This is a genomic window from Sulfitobacter sp. W074, assembly GCF_025142275.1.
GTDB lineage: Bacteria > Pseudomonadota > Alphaproteobacteria > Rhodobacterales > Rhodobacteraceae > Sulfitobacter > Sulfitobacter profundi.
This window is the reverse complement of the sequence record NZ_CP081130.1, coordinates 1439823-1458770: the sequence shown is the minus strand read 5'-3', so window position 1 is coordinate 1458770 and position 18948 is coordinate 1439823. Positions and strand designations below refer to the sequence as shown.

The 18948-nt window shown below is 59.2% G+C and carries 11 protein-coding genes and 1 pseudogene; 5 read left to right on the top strand and 7 right to left on the bottom strand.

The genetic code is table 11. The features are described from left to right. Positions 1-20 precede the first annotated feature (20 nt). Both K3762_RS07175 and K3762_RS07170 read left to right on the top strand, forming a co-directional pair. Positions 21-497: a molybdopterin-dependent oxidoreductase gene (locus K3762_RS07175; RefSeq protein WP_240791678.1), complete on the top strand. Its 477-nt coding sequence runs from the start codon at positions 21-23 to the stop codon at positions 495-497. Beyond that, positions 467-1888, top strand: coding sequence for a sensor histidine kinase KdpD (locus K3762_RS07170; protein WP_132446781.1), 1422 nt, complete (start codon positions 467-469; stop codon positions 1886-1888). Before K3762_RS07175 ends, K3762_RS07170 begins: the two co-directional genes overlap by 31 nt. Before the next feature lie 140 nt (positions 1889-2028). Here the strand turns inward: K3762_RS07170 and K3762_RS07165 are convergent, their stop codons facing one another. From K3762_RS07165 to K3762_RS07150, 4 genes and pseudogenes are all read right to left on the bottom strand, one after another. Next, positions 2029-2577, bottom strand: a complete 549-nt coding sequence (locus tag K3762_RS07165; RefSeq protein ID WP_260012586.1) for a type II toxin-antitoxin system HipA family toxin — start codon at positions 2575-2577, stop codon at positions 2029-2031. Positions 2578-2845: 268 nt separating this feature from the next. Continuing rightward, the gene (locus tag K3762_RS07160) at positions 2846-5203 is read right to left on the bottom strand and encodes a polysaccharide pyruvyl transferase family protein (protein ID WP_260012585.1); all 2358 of its coding nucleotides are present in this window, start codon (positions 5201-5203) and stop codon (positions 2846-2848) included. A gap of 728 nt (positions 5204-5931) precedes the next feature. Next, a pseudogene (locus tag K3762_RS07155) lies at positions 5932-7059 on the bottom strand (IS3 family transposase). 308 nt (positions 7060-7367) lie between these two features. Beyond that, on the bottom strand, positions 7368-10244 hold the full coding sequence (locus tag K3762_RS07150) for a response regulator (protein ID WP_132446773.1): 2877 nt from the start codon (positions 10242-10244) through the stop codon (positions 7368-7370). Positions 10245-10667: 423 nt separating this feature from the next. Between K3762_RS07150 and K3762_RS07145 the strand changes: the two genes are divergently transcribed. From K3762_RS07145 to K3762_RS07135, 3 genes are all read left to right on the top strand, one after another. Next, on the top strand, positions 10668-11798 hold the full coding sequence (locus K3762_RS07145) for a metallophosphoesterase (RefSeq protein WP_132446771.1): 1131 nt from the start codon (positions 10668-10670) through the stop codon (positions 11796-11798). Then, a complete protein-coding gene (locus K3762_RS07140) occupies positions 11795-14395 on the top strand; it encodes an AAA family ATPase (RefSeq protein ID WP_132446769.1) in 2601 nt (866 codons plus the stop codon). Before K3762_RS07145 ends, K3762_RS07140 begins: the two co-directional genes overlap by 4 nt. A gap of 95 nt (positions 14396-14490) precedes the next feature. Next, the gene (locus tag K3762_RS07135; RefSeq protein ID WP_082849525.1) at positions 14491-15597 is read left to right on the top strand and encodes an AI-2E family transporter; all 1107 of its coding nucleotides are present in this window, start codon (positions 14491-14493) and stop codon (positions 15595-15597) included. Between the two features lie 6 nt (positions 15598-15603). On the opposite strand, the gene K3762_RS07130 is transcribed toward K3762_RS07135, so the two are convergent. The 3 genes from K3762_RS07130 to K3762_RS07120 form a co-directional block, all read right to left on the bottom strand. Continuing rightward, positions 15604-17004: a TRAP transporter large permease gene (locus K3762_RS07130; protein WP_120350717.1), complete on the bottom strand. Its 1401-nt coding sequence runs from the start codon at positions 17002-17004 to the stop codon at positions 15604-15606. Continuing rightward, a complete protein-coding gene (locus K3762_RS07125; protein WP_132446767.1) occupies positions 17004-17633 on the bottom strand; it encodes a TRAP transporter small permease subunit in 630 nt (209 codons plus the stop codon). Before K3762_RS07125 ends, K3762_RS07130 begins: the two co-directional genes overlap by 1 nt. A 95-nt stretch (positions 17634-17728) precedes the next feature. Beyond that, positions 17729-18745, bottom strand: coding sequence for a C4-dicarboxylate TRAP transporter substrate-binding protein (locus K3762_RS07120; protein ID WP_260012581.1), 1017 nt, complete (start codon positions 18743-18745; stop codon positions 17729-17731). Between the last annotated feature and the right edge of the window lie 203 nt (positions 18746-18948).

Below are 18948 nucleotides of genomic sequence, written 5' to 3'. Positions count from 1 at the left end.
ACCAATACAACCGGGATTGAATGATGCTGATTATGAGAACTTTTTTCACCGGTCTATTTGCTTTGTTGCTTGCGGCTCCAACCTTAAGCTACGCGCAGGACATCCTAACGGTTGCGACGGCGGATCGAACGGAGAGCTTCACCCTCGAAAAAATTCTCGCGATGCCCCAGACAACTGTTGTGACGAAAAACGACTACGTTAACGAAGCGACCACCTTCCAAGGGCCGAGCCTGCGCTCAGTTCTGAAAGAGATGGATGTTGCTCAAGATGCGACCCTGAAAATGGTCGCGCTCAACGACTTTTCCTCGGAAGTGCCGGCTGCGGATGCTTTTGCGTATGACGTCATTCTGGCGGTTTTGCTTAACGGGGAAACAATGCCGGTTCGTGACAAAGGACCGATTTGGGTTATCTACCCAATGGACGGCAACCCGGAACTTCATGACGACATCTACAATGATAGGTTGGTATGGCAGTTAAAGAGCATCTCCGTCGACTAATTCCTTACAGGAAATTTATTCGCGGCTTGCTCCTTTTATTGTTTATCGGCGCAGTAATTTTTGGGATCACGGTAGTTGCCAAGCTGGACGACGGGGTCCAGAAAATTCAAACTGCTGAGCAGAGTGACCCACTGTGGGTTGCCTCACAATTGCAGTTTGAAGTGCTACGGCTCGAGAATGCCCTCGGCGAGTATGCACTCGGGTCTAAAACAGCGATAGATGTGGTCTTGCGGTTTGAAATCGCATGGAGCCGCATTAATATTCTCCAGAGGGGAGATCTGCCGCAGCTTATCGAAAGCTTTCAAGTTGATAGCGACGTCGTCTCGGATCTTGAGGCCACCTTCATACGCTTGGAGCCGGTGATCCAAGGCCTCAACACGGATAGCCTCACCGGTGTCGATCGCAGTGAGACGGTTGAAGCCATTCTGTTTGAACTGGAAGGTTTTGATCTCTCGATCAGGAAGTTTCTTGTGACGCTCTCGCAGGCAAAATCTCAGGCCATGGGAGAGTTCAGATCCGGCCTCCTCACCCTTTCAGATACCGTGGCCTATCTCAGCGCGACAATTCTGGGCCTTCTGGGGATATTCGTCTTTTCGCTTATGCTTGAACTAAGAGCATCCAAAGATGCCGAAAACGAGATGCGCCAACTCGCTGAGGAAGCAACATCGGCTGCCCGGATGAAAATGAATTTCATGAGCATCGTCAGCCACGAGCTAAGGACGCCTCTGACTTCAATCATCGGCGGCCTCGCTTTATTGAAGCGCCGCGTTGCAGATACGATGAAGGATGAGGTCACACTGAAGCTGATTGATGTCGCGTCTCGTAATGGAGACCGACTTCTGGCACTGGTCAATGATATTTTGGATGCGCAGGCTTTGGCAGAGGGGAAAGTTAAAGCAGACCTCAAACCTGTCGATCTCAATGCAGTTGTGTCTTCGGCAGTCGAAGGGTGCCAAGCTTACGGTGATAAACATAACGTCAGCTATCTCGTAGAAACGCCGAACGAGAAGCTGAAAACACTGACAGACAGCGCCCGTGTCAGCCAGGTTCTGGCCAACCTGATTTCCAACGCTACAAAATTTACGACTCCAGGGGACGTCGTGAAAATTAGATTGAAAAAGATGGGCCAGAAGGCGCGGATCGAGGTCACCGACAACGGGATCGGAATCCCCATCGCCGCGCAAACTGCCATCTTCTCCCCCTTTCATCAGGTCAACCCGGGCACCACCGGAGCCACACAGAGCAGTGGCTTGGGTTTGAGCATTACAAAACAGTTAATTGACTTGCTGGGCGGAGAGATAGGGTTCAAGTCTTTCGAAGGAAAGGGCTCAACGTTTTGGATCGAGTTGGATCTGCTTCCCAACACCCCCGAAACCCAAGCAAGGGCGTGACCTGTGAGCGTAGCGCCATTCGCAGAGCGGAAGTTCGCGCAAAATGCAGCATCGGTCAATTTGGGCTCAAAGCGAACGTAGCGCTTCGAGGCTCAGAAACGCCCGATACCGTGATGCTTCCGCCGAGAGATCGGCGTTGATCAAAGGCTAAGAGCCTTCTCTGCCTCGCTGTGTTCAAAGGCGTCTGCGAGGGCATTCAGATCTTCTCCACCAACACCGAATTGCCGCATGAGAGGTTTCCACCGGTTGGCGATGACTGATGCCATCGCGCGCGCCCTTTTGCGCGCCTCGTGCTCCGATAGATCGAAGAACTCCGCAGCGGCCACCGCAAGATCGAGCGATGCCTTAAATGGCCCTCCTTCTATGATCGCCGTCTCGAGATAGCGATGGCGTCCCGCTTGTGGGTTCACATCAAAGAACGGAGAGAGCCGCCAAAGGCCGTTGTCGGCATAGATGAAGCCGTGGTTCTTCAGGTGATCATCCGTGTTGGTGACCAGGACGTTGAAGGCCATTCGCGCCCAAAGCTCATGCAGATCTGCCCGCGCAGCCTTACTGATCATCCGGATCGCCTCTGCGATCTCTGTATAGGACCCCTGCTCCGCACCGGATCGATTAAGAGCTGTGCGGGCTGAAAAATAGGGGACACGCGCGCCCGCCCGCCGATCGAAGCGTCTGATCTCCTCGTTCATCCTGCCGAGAAAATTATACTTCCGCATCCCCTTAAGATCCGGGGGGATTACCATTGGTAGCCACGGAGAGGCGGGCATTTTGATGCAAATTATATTTTAGCGTATCTGGCACTTAATAAATCCCTGCGATCTGCGACCTTCGTTATCTGCCAATACTTCAAGCTTCCAACTACAACAATAAGCCAGAATAGCCAGAAACAGGCACTCGGGTTGGTTAGTAAAAACGCACTACTCTTAATCATGTATACACACGGGGAAGCACATAGGGTCATTTAGCTCTTAGTCGCTTGAATTCCAATGCCTCACTCTCCCAAAAATGGCGGGAATGAGAAACGCTGCTTTGTACGCGCCTCCTATCAGTATCGCCGCACAAAAGTGGCATGCCAAAGACTGAAACCCCCGCCATACTTTGGCGCAAATGAGCGATTTCTGACAAGATGGCTAGACCAGTGCTTACCTCCGTCCCAATACGCTTTTGAAGAGAAGCACGGGAAAGCCTTGGCAAAAAACCGACTTTGTGACCGAATTCTAGAATCTGCGCAGTAGGTTTCCAGTTGGTTAATTGGAAAGGTAGGTCAGCTTTTCTAATAAGCGTTCCAAACCGAACTCTGGATAGGTTTGCTTGTCCAAAACCGATCATGCCCGTCAAAACTGTAACGTGATAATCAACATTATTGCCCCACGCTTCACCGAGAAGAAAATCATTAATCCTTATTATGAGATCATGATCATCAATTTCATCTGGTGATATATCTGAAGAAAGAGGTCCATTTCCAACAACCGCGATGCGGTTTTTCTGCGTGCCAACCCTCCGTGAAAAACCTAGATCGGTAGCGTCTACTCCAGCAAGACCGGCGAGTGCCGGGGAAACCAATTTATTCGCGAAATTTGATACCACCAGACACTGTTGAATAATGCTTTGTGGAATAGCAGCTTTAGACAAAGCTTTCGCCGCCGCTTCGTTGTCTTCCACAGCCAATGCGACTGCGGCCACACGTACTTGCAACAGATGTCTGGCGCCTACCACTCTGTCCAATGCACTAGTCGCGTCACGCAATAATTGTTTTTTATCGCTCGAACTGCGCCTTAGATATTCGACTAGGTACGAAATTCGAATTTGACAAACCAACTCTGGATTTACCAACTGCTCACGGGCAGCGTTCATTTCTGCATCGCCAAACAAATGAAACCGCGCTGGAAAAATCGCTGAGACATGTTCGACATACGCCATTGGAAGTTCCTCTTTGTGGACATGTTTGTTGAGGATACCCGCAACGTCCATCCTCCACAGCTTTGAGGCTCTTTCTTCCATTGCCAACCGAGCCGCTTCATATTCAACTGCGGTATTGGTTAAACTCAGAACGTTCAGAATCTGCTCCTCATTGACGAGAACCTCAGGGCTTTTCAGATTGCGAAATAACTCGACGGCCGACTGCCACCAAATTGGAGCTTTGCTGTCGGGGATCAATCTGTCCCATCCCGCAGCATCGGCTCCAAAACGGCCAATCGATGAAAGCCAACGCAACGGCGAAACACTTGATACGATTCTGTCAGCAACAAGTTGAGCAGCCCGCCAGCCTTCGCCGCTTGCCTGCGACACGGCAATCAATTGCGCATCTGGAACAACGCCCCCTTCTTCAAGAAGGTCAGCGATTACATCCATTGCAATTCGGGGGCGGTTAAACTGTAAGTGTAAGCGTGCGTCCTTCAAGCGCTCATGCACTGGCAAAACACTGGCCGGTTGCTGTGGCGGCGTTTGGGTAAGTAATTTTGGTGGGGTTTGTTTTTCAGCCCAATCAAAAAGTCGATCGTAAATGATACGGTTTGTCTTAATTCGATTCAATGCAATCACCGCTTCACTTTGTGTCTTACAAACGGGAAGCTTTGCGGATGCGGCATCTAAGAGGTCCGCCAATTTGTGTGTATTAGCATCCATGAGTATGAATGGTACACGAGCACGAACCGCAGCGAACATCACGTGATGACGCCCCGTCAGGACCGCACCTGCTGTTGCCAAAGTCGCAATCGCGTCCGACCAATCATAATCTGCAAGATTGAAATAGGGGAGTTTTGAAAATGGCCCCGACGTGCTTCTGACGAAGCCGCCAAAGTCCTTGTTGAAAAAATCAGTGACAACTGTTGCGCCACCGAAATCAACGACGGGCTCGCGTGGCTCAATAGGGGCAAATAATGACAAGTCCGCATGGTGGAACGCAGCCACGCCATGTCGCTCAAACATATCGGCAGCACTGGCCGGACCGCGCAACGTCAACACGTCAAGATTTCTTAGAACATCATCGAACCTTCCACTATTTTCCTGCCAGACTGCATTCACCAAACAGGTTTTTTTTCCAAGCATTTGGGCAGCTGCTAGCTGCTCCATCTTTGCAACAAAATGGGCGGAATCATGGTGCATAGATCCCTCGCCATTTACAATGAGAGTGTCAAAGGGGCCCCCCGTTTCTGCAAACGTGACATCGGGCAACATTCGCCTTATTGCTGAAATCACTGCTGCGCTTCCGCCATGGTATTGACTATGGTCACCTGACAAGAAAACTCTCTGAGACTTAGCACGCTCTGGGGCCATCATCATACCTCCCTTTCTTAAGTATTTTTCTATTTCCACGAATTACAACCTTAAAAGGTGAGCCCCCTCGAATACGGCCCCCACCGAGAACGCGGAATACTCGATGTATTTTCAAATCGCCTGCTTTCTTTCTGGCTACCTTCACAGCACACCACTCAATGCGGATGTTGTCGCATCTATAACGCATCGCCTTTGTGCACCACATTTACGGAGGGGGTTGACAGTAAAATCTTTCAGTCCCGACTTCGAACCGACAAAGATCAAACCCTTTGTACTTGAAATACTCTGGCCAGTCGGCGTCCCGTCGATAGCCCATTGTCAGCCAATGTTGAACAGCGTGATCAGCGTATCGAGAATAAACTGCAGCATGGTTCCCCCGGTTTATTTGCCGATCCCCTAGGGGGGCAAGGAAGCAGGGAAAAATCCTATCGGACCTGCCCGTCCGTTCATCGCAGGTGATCAGTCCACTGTGACCAGATCGTTATCTTCGAATTTCAACCGCCTAACGGTCGGCCAAACCAGCGCGGTTGATCGCTTCCGCCGCGAACAGCACCGTATCATATGCATAGCCGCCATAGGCCAAGAGAAAACTCTCGCCAGTTGCGCTTTCATAAGCTCGCTTGTAGCTCCCGCAGCCCTCACGTTCATGCCAAGCAGGCCCTGTTTGAAGTCTTCGGGGGTGTCGGGGTTCGTCATGGTGATCATTGAAGTGGTCCCATCTTTTCGGACAGGTTTGCAGCTTCTCTAAGGTGTATCGTGTTTAGGTTTCATGCTGTTTTCGCTCGTCGCACGCTATCCCAATATGCATCGTCGGGCGTCAGCCGATCAAGCGCGGAATGGGGCCGCTCGGTGTTGTAAAATCTCATCCAGTTGCTAATCACCCTGCGAGCTTGGAACCCATCTTGGATTTCCTCAAGGTAGACGGCTTCCTGCTTCAGTGACCGCCAGAGGCGTTCGATGAAGATGTTGTCGGAGGTATCGGCCGCGCCCGTCCATCGAGATGCAGACCCCGGCGTCTTTCAGCGTGGTGGTCCAGGCCGATCCGGTGAACTGCGATCCTTGATCCGTATTCATGATCTCTGGCGGGCCGTGTTTGGCGATTGCCTCCTTCAAAGCCTCGACGCAAAAGTTGGCATGCATCGTATTGCTGAGCCGCCAGCTCAGCACCTTCCGGGTTGCCCAGTCCATAATCGCCACCAAATACAGGAAGCCATTCTTGACTGGCACGAAGGTGATGTCGGCGCACCAGACCTGGTTGGGGCGGTCGATCACCATCTTCCTCAGCAAATTAGGATAGACCGGATGCTGTGGGTGTGGCTGGCTGGTTCTGGGGCGTTTATAGATTGCCTCCAAGCCCATCTTTGCCATCAGACGTCGCACGCGGTGGCGTCCCACGATGATGCTCTCCCGGCGCAGATATGCCGCGAACTGGCGTGACCCAAAGAACGGATATTTGGTGAACACCCGATCAATCGCTTTCATCATTTCCAGCGTCGCTGCATCAATCCCGACCGGCGTGTAGTAGAACCCCGACCGGCTCAGGTTCACCAGCTTGCATTGCTGGCTGACGCTCAGCCTAGGATGGTCGCGCTGAATCATCGACCGTTTCTTGAAAGGGCTCACCTTTTGAGCCCTTTCGACAAAAAATCGTTCTCAACGGCCAACCTCCCAATTTTGGCATGTAGCTCCTTCACATCTGCCTCGGTTGGGCCGCTCTGGCTGCCGCCCGAGAACACGTCCGCCATGCCGTCGATGGCCTGCCGCTTCCACGTGCTGACCTGGTTCGGGTGCAGCTGATGCTTCGCGGCAATCTCTTGCACGGTCTTGTCGCCCAGCAGCACTTCCAACGCCACCTTGGCCTTAAACTGATCTGTAAAGTTCCGGCGCTTTGCCATGTTCGTATCCTTCCAAAAGGGTTGGATACACCTTAGCCGACTGTCCGATTTTCTGGGACCACTTCACAGGATTGCGTACCACGGCGGGTCTTCTTGTTGGCCAAGCCCAAAACTCGCTCGGTTGGGGCGGTGGGTAACCTCCGTTGATTTCCAAGCCGCTTCGGCCGAGAAAGTCCAGCCCAACACAGCGGGCGGAACATCCACAAGGCGGGCGCCGTTGGCCGGGTCGAATACCCCCTTTCAAACCTTGTTTGCCTGCAATAGCAACGTCCCGCGCGCCACGATGTCGCAAAGGTCGCAACGCTCCGTCAAAACGCTGTGGCCGTTTCCGTCTGTGACAGAATGCCCAAGCTTGCAAACGCACGTTCCAGATCGCGGTCACCGAAAGGTTTCTGAACCACGGCGCAGCGACCCAAAGCCGCGGCGGAGGGCACTTCCGCTTGGCCGGTGGCAAAGATGATGGGCATATCGGGATGCTGCGCCCGCACGCGGGTGGCGACCTCCTCGCCCGAAATATCCGGCAGGCCCACGTCGATCAGCAGCGCGTCGAATTGCCCGGCTTGCAGCCTGTCCAATGTCTCCTGCCCCGACGCGGTTTCGGTGACCTCGGTGCCCAGCCCGCTGAGGATATCCGCCAGATCGAGCCGTATCAGCGCGTCGTCTTCGCAGAGCAGAACATGACGGGGCCGGTCTGGCTGCTCTTGGACTGCGTCAGCCTTTGTTTTTGCAGCGGGAGCCGAGGACAGCGCGTCGCGGACTTTGATCGCCAAAGCGTCTTTGGTGAAGGGTTTGGCGAGGAACTGCACCCCGGCATCCACCCGGCCATCGCGCACGATCGCATCGCGCGAATAGCCCGAGATGAAGAGGATCGGCAGGTCGGGCCGCTCGGCCTGAAGGGTTTCGGCCATGTCGCGGCTGCTCAGTTCTCCGGGCATGACCACGTCCGAGACCAACAGATCGAATTCCGGCGCTTGCCGCGCGGCTTTGAGGGCGGTGGCGGGGTCTTCTGCGGTGCGTACGCGGTAGCCCAGATCCGACAGCAAGGCGGCGGTGGCGTCGCGCACCTCGGCGTCGTCTTCGACCAGCAGAACGGTCTCGTTCCCGCCCGCGATGTCTGAGGGGTCATGCCATTGCAAAGGCTCCGCCGCCGTCTCGGCGCGCGGCAGCAAAAGCGTCACCGTCGTGCCCGCGCCGGGATGGCTGGCGATGGTGGCCCGCCCGCCCGATTGCCGCGCGAAGCCATAAACGGTGGAGAGCCCAAGCCCGGTGCCTTTGCCCACCGGTTTGGTGGTAAAAAACGGATCGAACACTTTGGCCAGCGTATCCGCCGGGATGCCGGGCCCGTGGTCGATGACTTTGACCTCAAGATAGTCGCCCGCCACCATGTCAGGCTCACCCAGCAATTCTTCGGGGCCGATATGCCGGTTTTCGACCGCGATTTTCAACTTGCCGCGCCCCTCCATCGCGTCGCGCGCGTTGATGACGAGGTTTAGCACGGCGTTCTGGGTGCTTGCCGCATCGACATAGGCTGGCCACAGGGCATCGGGCGTGTCGAGTTCGACCTCCATCCCCTCGCCCAAGGCGCTGCGCATGATGTCGTCGATATCACTGAACAGATCGCGCAGGTCGATTGAGCGCGGCTGCAATGGCTGACGGCGGCTGAACGCAAGCAGTTGCGAGGATAGGGACGCGCCGCGCTCCACCGCCCGCATGGCCGCGTCGATCCGCACCCGCGCCGGGGAATCGGCTGCAATTTCGCGCGCGGCCATGGTCAGGCTGCCTGTCATCACCTGCAGCAGGTTGTTGAAATCATGGGCAACGCCGCCAGCAAGATTGCCGACCGCCTCGACCCGCTGGCTTTGGGCCAACCGGTCGTGAAGCTCTTCCAACTCACGGTTGCGTTTCTCGACACGCTCTTCCAAAGTCGTGTTCAGATCGGCCAGTTGGCGGGACAGTTCTTTCTGCTCGTGGATTTCGGAATTCGTGCCGACCCAGCGCATCAGCGCGCCTTGGTCATCTCTGGTCGGCACGGCTCGCACCAAGTGCCAGCAATAGGCACCATCGGCCCGTCGCAGGCGAAATTCGCTCTCGTAGACCGCCCCGGTTTCCACCGCCTCGGCCCAAGTGGCTATCGCCTCGGCGCGGTCCTCGGGGTGAATGATCGCGGGCCAAGCATCCCCGACCAGACTGCCCGGCGCCGCGCCCGAAAAGGCATATATCTGATCGCTGACCCAATCCAAACGCCCATCGGCGGTGGCGGTCCAGACATGGACCGGCATGGTATGGGCCATGGTGCGGAACCGTTCCTCCGCCTCGCGCAGCTTGGTTTCGGCAAGCTTATGCGCGGTGACGTCATTGCCTTGGATCACAATGCCGATGGTTTCTCCCCGCACGTTGTCGAGCGGTTGAAACACGAAATCGACGACGACCCGTTCAGTCGGACCTCCGGGGCTGCGTTGCACCCATGCCTCGGCCCCCTGTTGGCTCACGGCCTCGCCGGTGCGATAGACCTCGTCCAGCATTTCGAAAAAGCCTTGCCCCGCGATTTCGGGCAAAGCCTCGCGCGCGGGTTTGCCAATAAGATCGCGCTTGCCAATCATCCGTAAATAGGCGGCGTTGACCGTGCGAAAGACGTGGTTCGGCCCCATGAGGGTGACCATGAAATTCGGCGCCTGTTCAAAGATCAGCTTGAAAAGTCTGATCCCGGTATCGAGTTCCAGATTCTGCTGCGTCACCTCATGGGCACGGCGCAGCACGGCAGCTTGGGCCGGGCCTGCGCGCGCCTCACCCGGGGCTTCGGCGGTATAGACTTCGGTGATGTCCTGCGTGTGCTGCAAAATGAACTCAACCTCGCCATCCGCACCTAGGATCGGCGTATGGGTCGCGCTCCAATAACGGTCTTCGGTCTTGCCCTCGGCACTGGCGATTGGATAGGGGATGACCGGCAGGTGATCGGTGGTGCCATCGCGGAACACCCGCGCGAAAGACGCGCGCAGCATGCGGCCCGACTCGCTTTCGGGGTCAGATGGAAATTCCTCGAACAAGTCCTTCCCGATAAGCCGCTCTAACTGGCGATCAGTCACCTGTAGGTAGGCATCATTCGCCCAGACCACCCGAAGCTCACTGTCCAACAACACGAAGGGCGACGGCGCGGCCTGGAGGATTCTTTCAAAGTCATGGGTCATCGTGTGTTGATCTTCTTATCTATTGGAACGTGCGGGTCAGCAGTCTCAGCCGCGCATTCAATCTTGATTTGAGGTGTCAGGCAAGGACGGTTGCAGCGCCGTGTCTCGCGGCTGCCCTGGCTTGGCCCGCTACGGCAGGGAGGCTTTCGGAGGCTGCTCTAGATTTCATCGTATCTCGGAATTTTTAGGTCTGGGCGGCGGCGCCGCTGCGTCTCAACCGCGCGTCACGCATATGTAGCCCGCAATCCCTGCGGAACCAGAACCTCGCGCAGATTTTGCAACGTCTTGCACTCTGCGCTGAGTTTGCGATGAATGGAGCCGCTGCGCCTACCATGCCCCACGGGCCGCGCAGCCGATCAGCCATCGCCCTTTTTCTCATTTCCGCCCGCGCGCCCCTTTCCCAAAGCTATTCAGGACCACCGCATGACATTCCGCTTCATCCACGCGTCTGACCTGCACATCGGGCGCAAGTTCGCCAATATCCCGCAAGCGGCGGATGGCAACATCCGGGGGCGTCTGATGGAAGCGCGGCATGGGGCCATCGCTAAACTGGCCCAAGCCGCGCGGGATCACGGGGCGGCGCATGTGCTCTTGGCGGGCGATACATTCGACACTGCGACACCTTCGGCCGCTGTGCTGCGGCAGGCCTTGACCGCCATGGGCGAGGCGGCAGAGGTGACATGGTGGATCCTGCCCGGCAACCACGACAATCTGCGCGATGCCGAACCCCTGTGGGAAGTGATCCACCGCGATGCCCCTGCCAATCTGCGCGCTCTCTTGGATGCTGCCCCGGTTGAGATCAGCACGGATGCCAGCCTGTTGCCCTGCCCCGTGGCCTTTCGCGCGGGCGCCAGCGATCCGAGCGCCCCTTTGGACAAGATGCAAAGCCCCGAGGGGCATCTGCGCATCGGCCTCGCCCACGGCGGCGTCACCGATTTCACCGACAGTGGAGAGGCGATCGCGCCCGACCGGGACCAGCGCGCGGGGTTGGACTACCTCGCCCTTGGCGATTGGCACGGGCGGATGGCCGTTTCAGACCGGGTACAATACTGCGGCACGCCGGAGCAGGATCGTTTCAAACACGGGCGCCGGGGCGTCTGCCTTGCGGTTGAGGTTGCAGGCCCCGGCGCTGCCCCCAAGGTGGATGAGATCGAAACCGGCAGCTTCCTTTGGTCCGAGGCTGAGCTTGCGCTTCACCCCCGCCAAGACGCGGCGGCGGCATTGCAGGCCCTGCTGCCCGCTGCGGGCCGCCGGGATCACCTGCTGCGCGTCAAAGCAGGGGGCTGGGCGGGCCTTCCCGATCGCGCAGCGCTTGCCCGCGCGGCCGAGGCCTGCGCCCCCGATTTCGCGCATTTCGAACTGGTGACCGAAGGTTTGGGCACGCAATATGAGGCCGCAGACCTTGATGAGATCGACCGCGGCGGTGCCCTGCGCATGGCGGCGGATACCTTGGTGAACGAGGCACAATCCGACACCCTGCCCCAGTCCGAGCGTGATGTGGCCGCCGATGCCCTCGCCCGGCTTCATGCCTATGTGCAGGGGGCGAAAGCATGAAGATCCGCGCCATCACCCTCAACAACGTCCGCCGCTTCACCGACCCCGCGCAAGTGACCGGAATAGGCGACGGGATCAATGTCTTGAGCGAGCCGAACGAGCACGGCAAATCCACGCTTTTCGACGCGATACAGGCGCTGTTCTTCAAACCCTTCGGCTCTCGCGATAAAGAGGTCGCCGCCCTGCGCCCCCATGCGGGCGGTGCGCCGGAGGTGACCATCGAGGTCGAAACCGACGAGGGGCGCTTTGCCGTTCACAAGCGGTGGTTCCAAAAGCCCCTTGCCACCGTGCACCGCGATGGCAGGCTGATCGCACAGGCGGATGAGGCCGAGGCATGGATCGCGCAGCTTTTGGGCGGGGATGCGGGCGGGCCGTCGGGGCTGATCTGGGTCCGGCAGGGCATGACCGCGCTGACCGGTGGCTCGACCAAAGAGGAGAAACTGGCGCTGGAGGCGCGGCGCGATCTGATGACCTCGGTCGGGGCCGAGGTCGAAGCGATGACCGGCGGGCGGCGCATGGACAAGGCGCTGGCACAATGCCGCGACGAGCTTGCCCAGTATGCCACCGGCACCGGACGCCCGCGCACCGGCGGACCGTGGAAAGAGGCCCAAGATCAAGTGGAGGCGCTACAGGCCACGCGCGACCAACTGACCGCCACCGCGCGAGAGTTGCAGGACGCCTTGGCCGAGCGTCAGCGGGCACGGCGGGCCTTGGCCGACCTCGAAGCGCCTGAGGTGGTCGAAGAACGCCGCCAAAAGCTTGAGGCCGCCCGCACCGCCCATGACGCCGCCACCCGCCACGCGGAAGAACTGGAAACCCTTGACCGGGCCGTGGACCTCGCGCGTCTCACGGCTGAAAGCGCCACATCGCGGCTCGACAGCTACCGCGCCGGAGAGGTCGAGCAACAGGCCGCCCGCGCCGCCGAAGCCACAGCCCGCAAAGCGGCAGAAACCGCCCACAGCACCCTATCTGAACGCCGCGGGACGCTTGACACCGCAGAGGCCGCCGCGACAGATGCCCGCGCCGCCCTCAAAACCGCCGAGGACCACCACCGCCACGCCTTGCGGGCGCGTGCCGCGCGGGACGGCGCAGACCGTCGCCGCGCGCTTGAGGATCGCATCAAAGAGGCCGAAGAGGCCCGCCGCCGGATGGAGACCGCCGGTGCCGCCGCCCAATCCGGCCCGGACGCCGCCACGATGCAACGGCTTGAAACCCTCTCTGCAGAACTCTCCGCCAGCCGCGCCGCCCGCGATGCCGCAGCCCCCCAAGTGATTGTCCGCTACGCCCCCGGCCAATCGGGCAGCATCCACAGCGACAGCGGGCCGTTGGCGGAGGGCACCCCCCTGCCGCTTCCGCGCAGCACCACCCTGCGGATCGACGGTATCGGCAGTTTGGAAGTCCACCCCGGCGCGGAGGGCGCAGAGGACGGCACAGTCGAAACCGCCGCCGCCAGCCTGCAAGCCGCGCTCGACCAGATTGGCGCGGCTGATCTGGCCGGGGCTCGCGCCGCCGCCGCGGCCCGTGTGGAGGCCGCCGCGCGTCAGGGAGAGGCCAAGGCCGTTCTCAACAGCCTCGCCCCTGAGGGGATCGACGCGCTGCACCAAGCCCTCGCCGCTATTCCGGCCTCGGAGGAGGTTTCCGACGCACCTGATCTTGCGCGCGCCGAAGACGCCCTCGAAACTGCGCAGGCCGGGCATGAGACGTGCCGGATCGCGCGGGAGACGGCAGCCGAGGCGCTGGCCGATGCCAAGGCCGATGCCGCGGTCAAAGACGCGCAGCTTGCCTCGCTCAGTGACCGGTTGCAGCGCGCCGAGGCGCAGCAGGCCAAGCTGGGCGATGTCACGGAAGACGCGCTTGCCACCCAAACCGCCAGCACCGCCGCCGCGCTGGAGGCCGCACGCCTGTCCCACGCCGAAAAGGCCAAAGACGCGCCAGATGCGGCCAGCCTTCGGGCCGCCCTCACCCGCGCGGAATCGGTTGAGGCGCAAGCCCGAGAGGAAGTCGCCCGCCTGCGTCCCCTGCTGGCCCGGCTCAGCGAACGCATCACCCGCGCCTCTGGCGACGCGGTGGAGGAACGGCTCGCCGAGACCGAAGACCAATTGCAGGCCGCCGAAGAGACCCTCGCGCGGATCGCCCATGAGGTTGCGGTGCTCATCCGGCTGGAAGGCGCTTTGCAAGACGCGCGGAACGAGGCGCGAGAGCGGTACTTCACCCCCATCGTCAAAGAACTCAAACCGCTGCTGCAGCTCCTTTGGCCCGATGCTGAGCTGACATGGGGCGAGGAATCGCTGCTGCCGCACGCGCTGATCCGCGAAGGTCGCGAAGAGCCGATCGATGTCCTTTCAGGCGGCACCCAGGAACAGGTGGCGCTTTTGGTACGGCTGGCCTTTGCGCGGATGCTGGCCCGCGCGGGGCGCATCGCGCCGGTGATCTTGGACGACGCGCTGGTCTTTACCGATGACGACCGGATCGAGCGGATGTTCGACGCGTTGCACCGGCAGGCCAGCGATATGCAGATCATCGTCCTGACTTGCCGCCAACGCGCCTTTCGTGCCCTTGGCGGACAGGCTTTGCGGCTGCAAACGGTGGGCCCATAGAAATAACGGCATCAAGTGCCCAGCGTGAATGAACTTTTCCCCCCGTCCCGCGTTGGCTTCGTAGCATCTGCGCAGGGCATGTTGGGGGGAATACATTGAACGATATCGCCGCGATCAGACGGCTGTTGGAAGTGCTGGTACTGATCGCCCTCTTCGTGACTGCCTATTTCGCCAAGGATTTGCTGCTGCCGATCCTGCTTGGTTTCCTCCTCGCGCTGACGCTTAGCCCGCTGATCCGCTCCTTTGAAAAATTCGGCATCTCGCCTCCGCTGGGGGCTGTGCTGCTGATTGGCTTTGTCGGGCTGATCATCTTTGTGCTGGCCGGGCTGTCGGCGGGCACCGTGGCCACGTGGTCCGACGAAATCCCCTCGATGGGCAATGAGATACAGCGCAAGCTGCAAGGCTGGATGAAGACGGTAGAGGATGTCCGCTCTGCCACGGAACAGGTCGAAAAGATCGGCGCAGATAACGGCGCCAGCAAACCCGAAGAGGTGGTGGTCAAACAGCCGGGCCTGCTCGACAATGCCATGAACACCGGCGCGCGGATTGGCGGCACGGTGGCCGTCGCCCTTGTGCTGGCGCTGTTCCTGCTGGCCTCGGGCGATCTGTTTTACCTCAAGCTGGTTCAGTCCTTCCAGACCTTCACCGGCAAGAAGCGCGCGCTAAAGGCGGTCTATGACGTTGAGCGCCGCGTGTCGCGCTACCTGCTGACCATCACCATCATCAACGCGGGGCTTGGCGTCTCTGTTGGGCTTTACCTTTTCGCGCTTGGGCTGCCCGTTCCTTATGTCTGGGGCTTGGCGGCGTTCTTGCTGAACTTCCTGCCCTATATCGGCGGGGTGATCGGCGCGGTGCTGGTGGGGGCCTATGCCATCGCCACATTCGACAGCGTCGGCTATGCGATCCTTGCCCCCATCGGCTATCAGATCCTCACCGGGATCGAGGGGCAGTTCATCACGCCCTACCTTGTGGGGCGTCGGTTGGAGTTGAACACCGTTGCCGTGTTCCTCACCGTGGTCTTTTGGGGCTGGCTTTGGGGGATTGCAGGCGCGCTCGTGGCGGTGCCCTTCCTCGTGGTCTTCAAGGTGATTTGCGAGAATGTCACCGCGCTCAACATGATCGGGCATTTTCTGGATAAATCCGCCCCCGATGTGGCGGCAACCGCGGCGGATGAACCCGCCGCGGAAAAGCCCGGTGGCTAAAGCCGCCTAGCCCGCGAGGGACGGCAGCCAAAGCACGATCTGCGGGAAGGCCACAAGCAAGCCGATGGTCACCGCGTCGGCGATGAAGAAGGGCATCACGCCGCGGAACACGTCCTGCACGCTGAGATCAGGGCGTACGCCCGCGACGACAAAGCAGTTGAGGCCAATGGGCGGGGTGATCAGACAGAACTCCGCCATTTTCACCACCAGAATGCCAAACCAGATCGCGCACATTGGCCCCGACATGCCAAAGGCGCTGTCAGCAGCCGAGACGAACTCGCCCCCGTTGAGCGCCATGACCGCCGGATAGACCACGGGCAGCGTCAAAAGCAGCATGCCGATGGCGTCCATGAACATACCCAATACCGCATAGGCCAGCAGGATGCAGATCAGGATGATCATCGGAGAGGTTTCGAGCGAGGAGATCCAATCGGCAAAGGCACCCGGCAGATCGGCAAAGCCCAAGAAACGCACGTAGATCAACACGCCCCAGATGATGGTGAAGATCATCACTGTCAGCTTGGCTGTCTCCAACAGCGCGTCCTTCAACTCGGCCAGACGCATCCCACGGAAAACCGCCATGCAGAAGACGATGAACGCACCCACGGCGCCACCTTCAGTCGGGGTGCCCCAAGCGTCGCCAAAGGGGTTGTAGACGAAGAAGATGATGATCACGACCACCGCCACAATCGGCAGAGCGGCAGGCAAAGCGGCAAAGCGTTCACGCCATGTGAAGCCGGTCACCGGCGGGCCGACGTTCTTCCAGATCATGGCGATGCCAATGATCAAGATGGCATAGACCACCGCCGAGAAAGCACCGGGGATAAAGCCTGCGAGCAGCAGCTTGCCCACGTCCTGCTCAACGATGATCGCATAGATCACCAAGATCGCCGAGGGCGGGATCAGCGAAGCCAGCGTGCCCCCTGCCGCCACGACGCCCGCCGCGAATTGCTTGTTATAGCCGATCTTGAGCATCTCGGGGATGGCGATCCGCGCGAAAACCGCAGCCGTGGCCACCGAGGCGCCGGAGACCGCCGCAAAGCCCGCCGTAGCAAATACGGTCGAGACGGCCAAGCCACCCGGCACCCAAGCGAACCAGCGTTTCGCGGCCTCAAAGATCGCTTTGGTCAGACCCGCGTAATAGGCCAGAAAGCCAATCAGAATGAAGGTCGGGATGAGTGAGAGTGTCTGGCTCGATACTTTCGAGTGCGGCACCTGCCCCGCGGTCTTGATCGCCACGGTCAGCGCCCAGCCAAGCTGGTCCCACTCCATGCCCTTCTTGGCCCAGAAAATCCAGATAAGGCCGATAAGCCCGGCCATGGCGGCGGCAAAGGCCACCCGCATGCCAAGCACCACCATAAGCAGCATGCCGCCCGAGACCCAAAGGCCGATTTCAATAGGATCCATCAGTCACGTCCATCCAGTTGTTCGGCCTCGGCCATTGCTTGTTCTGCCGCCGATTGCACCAGCGGCACGGCCACGGGGCGGTCCAGCCCCAGTATCAAGGCCCGGCCATAGCCCCAAATCTGCAGGCAAAGCCGCAGAGAGATCACGGCAAAGGCCACCGGCACCACCAGTTTGCTGGGCCAGATTGGCAGGCCGATATCGATCGAGCTGTCACGGCTCCACATCGGGGCAGCCATATCAAAACTGCGGTCGAAATGCGCCCAAGCGCCCCATGTCAGCGCCAGCATCAAAAGCAGGATCAGCACCACAGACAGCAGTTCCGCCGCCCAAAGCGCGCGACCCTTAAGCTGGCCGATCAGAATGTCCATGCGCACATGCCCGCCCATACGTTGGGTATAGGCGATGCCCATGATGGCGATGAACGGCATGGCCGCTTCGATCCAGTCGACATAGCCCGCCAGTGGCGTGGAAAAGAACTTGCGCCCCCCCACGGACCAAACGGCCAGCACCATCAACATGAAAACGGCAATCCCCGAGATCAGGGCAAAGAAGGTCTCCAGTTTCAGCAGGCCCCGGTCGAGGCGGCTGAGGAGGCTGCTGTCCTCCAGCACGGCGGATGATCCGGCCATCGGCTCTCCTTTTCAGAAAGTCTGTTTGTTACGTCATTAAAGTCGAAAGGGCCGCGCGGTTTGCCGCACGGCCCTCTAAGTCATGCGCGCAAGGCTTAGTTCGACGCGCGTTCTTTTTCCAGCGTTTCCATCACGAGGTCATAGAGTTCCTGACCCGGAATGCCTTGGGCTTCCATGTCTTTGATCCATGCTTCGCGCGCAGGATCAGCCGCTTTGGCTTTGAACTCGGCGATCACCTCGGGGGAGAATTCGACCTTCTCGACGCCCTTTTCTTCAAGAACGGAATCCCACCGCTCAAGCAGTTCACCGTAGTTGGCAAGGTAGTGATCCAGCGCCTCATCGACGGACCCATCAAGCGCTTCGCGCTCTGCGTCGCTCAGCGCCTCATAGGCGTCGATGTTCACCACAACGGGGCAGTTCACGGTGCCGGGGTTGAGGTTCGCGGTCCACCAATCGGCTTTGTTGATCGTGCCAAAGCTGAGGTGCGCGTGCTGGGCGAAGGCCACAGTGTCGACAACACCGGATTCCATCGCGTTATAGGCTTCCGAAGAGGTCACGGATGTCGGCACACCGCCCACGGCTTCGAATGCTTTGCCCAGACCGCCGGTGGCGCGCACGCGCATGCCGTCAAAGTCTTCCAACGTGGTGCGCGGATCGCCGGTGCCGACAAGGTTGTACTGCGGCATGGGCGAGGTCATCAGCATCTTCGCGTTCCACTGCGCCATCTCTTTGGCCACGGCGGGGTGCGCATAGACGGCACGGCTGACCGCGACTTCTTCTTCAAGGTTGCTGACGCCAAGGAAGGGAAGTTCCAACACGGTGATCGCGCGGTTCTTGTCGGCGTGGTAGCCGGCGCAGAACTGGGCCATCTCGAAGGCACCGATGGAGATACCGTCGAGGTTCTCACGGTTCTTGGACAGGCCGCCGTAGCTGACGTTGATGGTGAATTCGCCGTTGGTCTTTTCGCTCACCAGTTCGGCGATCTTTTCGACATGTTCGGTGAAGGCGCGGCGCTTGCCCCAGACGGAGGCGTTCCATTCGGTCGCGGCAGCTTCGCCGACAAAGGCAACGCTCAGCGCACAGGCGGCGGCACCGCTCAGCAGGTTTTTCATGATGTCTCTCTCCCATTGTTGCCGCCCCTTGGATGGGCGGATTGGCGCACAGGCTACCCCGAGGGGACAGGCCTGCCAACCCCGTCATGCCGCGCAAATACGACAGCCGCAAGACAGTTGGGCAGGGTTTGACTGCCAAGGCATTGAAAAAGCGCGTCATTCCCCGGCACAGATCGGAAAATTTACAGATACCCCGCCAATTG

Coding starts and splice junctions, on each gene's coding strand:
- K3762_RS07165 (WP_260012586.1), bottom strand. CDS start 2,577: ATGAACGAGGAGATCAGACGCTTCGATCGGCGGGCGGGCGCGCGTGTC.
- K3762_RS07145 (WP_132446771.1), top strand. CDS start 10,668: ATGACATTCCGCTTCATCCACGCGTCTGACCTGCACATCGGGCGCAAG.
- K3762_RS07130 (WP_120350717.1), bottom strand. CDS start 17,004: ATGGATCCTATTGAAATCGGCCTTTGGGTCTCGGGCGGCATGCTGCTT.
- K3762_RS07140 (WP_132446769.1), top strand. CDS start 11,795: ATGAAGATCCGCGCCATCACCCTCAACAACGTCCGCCGCTTCACCGAC.
- K3762_RS07170 (WP_132446781.1), top strand. CDS start 467: ATGGCAGTTAAAGAGCATCTCCGTCGACTAATTCCTTACAGGAAATTT.
- K3762_RS07120 (WP_260012581.1), bottom strand. CDS start 18,745: ATGAAAAACCTGCTGAGCGGTGCCGCCGCCTGTGCGCTGAGCGTTGCC.
- K3762_RS07150 (WP_132446773.1), bottom strand. CDS start 10,244: ATGACCCATGACTTTGAAAGAATCCTCCAGGCCGCGCCGTCGCCCTTC.
- K3762_RS07125 (WP_132446767.1), bottom strand. CDS start 17,633: ATGGCCGGATCATCCGCCGTGCTGGAGGACAGCAGCCTCCTCAGCCGC.
- K3762_RS07175 (WP_240791678.1), top strand. CDS start 21: ATGATGCTGATTATGAGAACTTTTTTCACCGGTCTATTTGCTTTGTTG.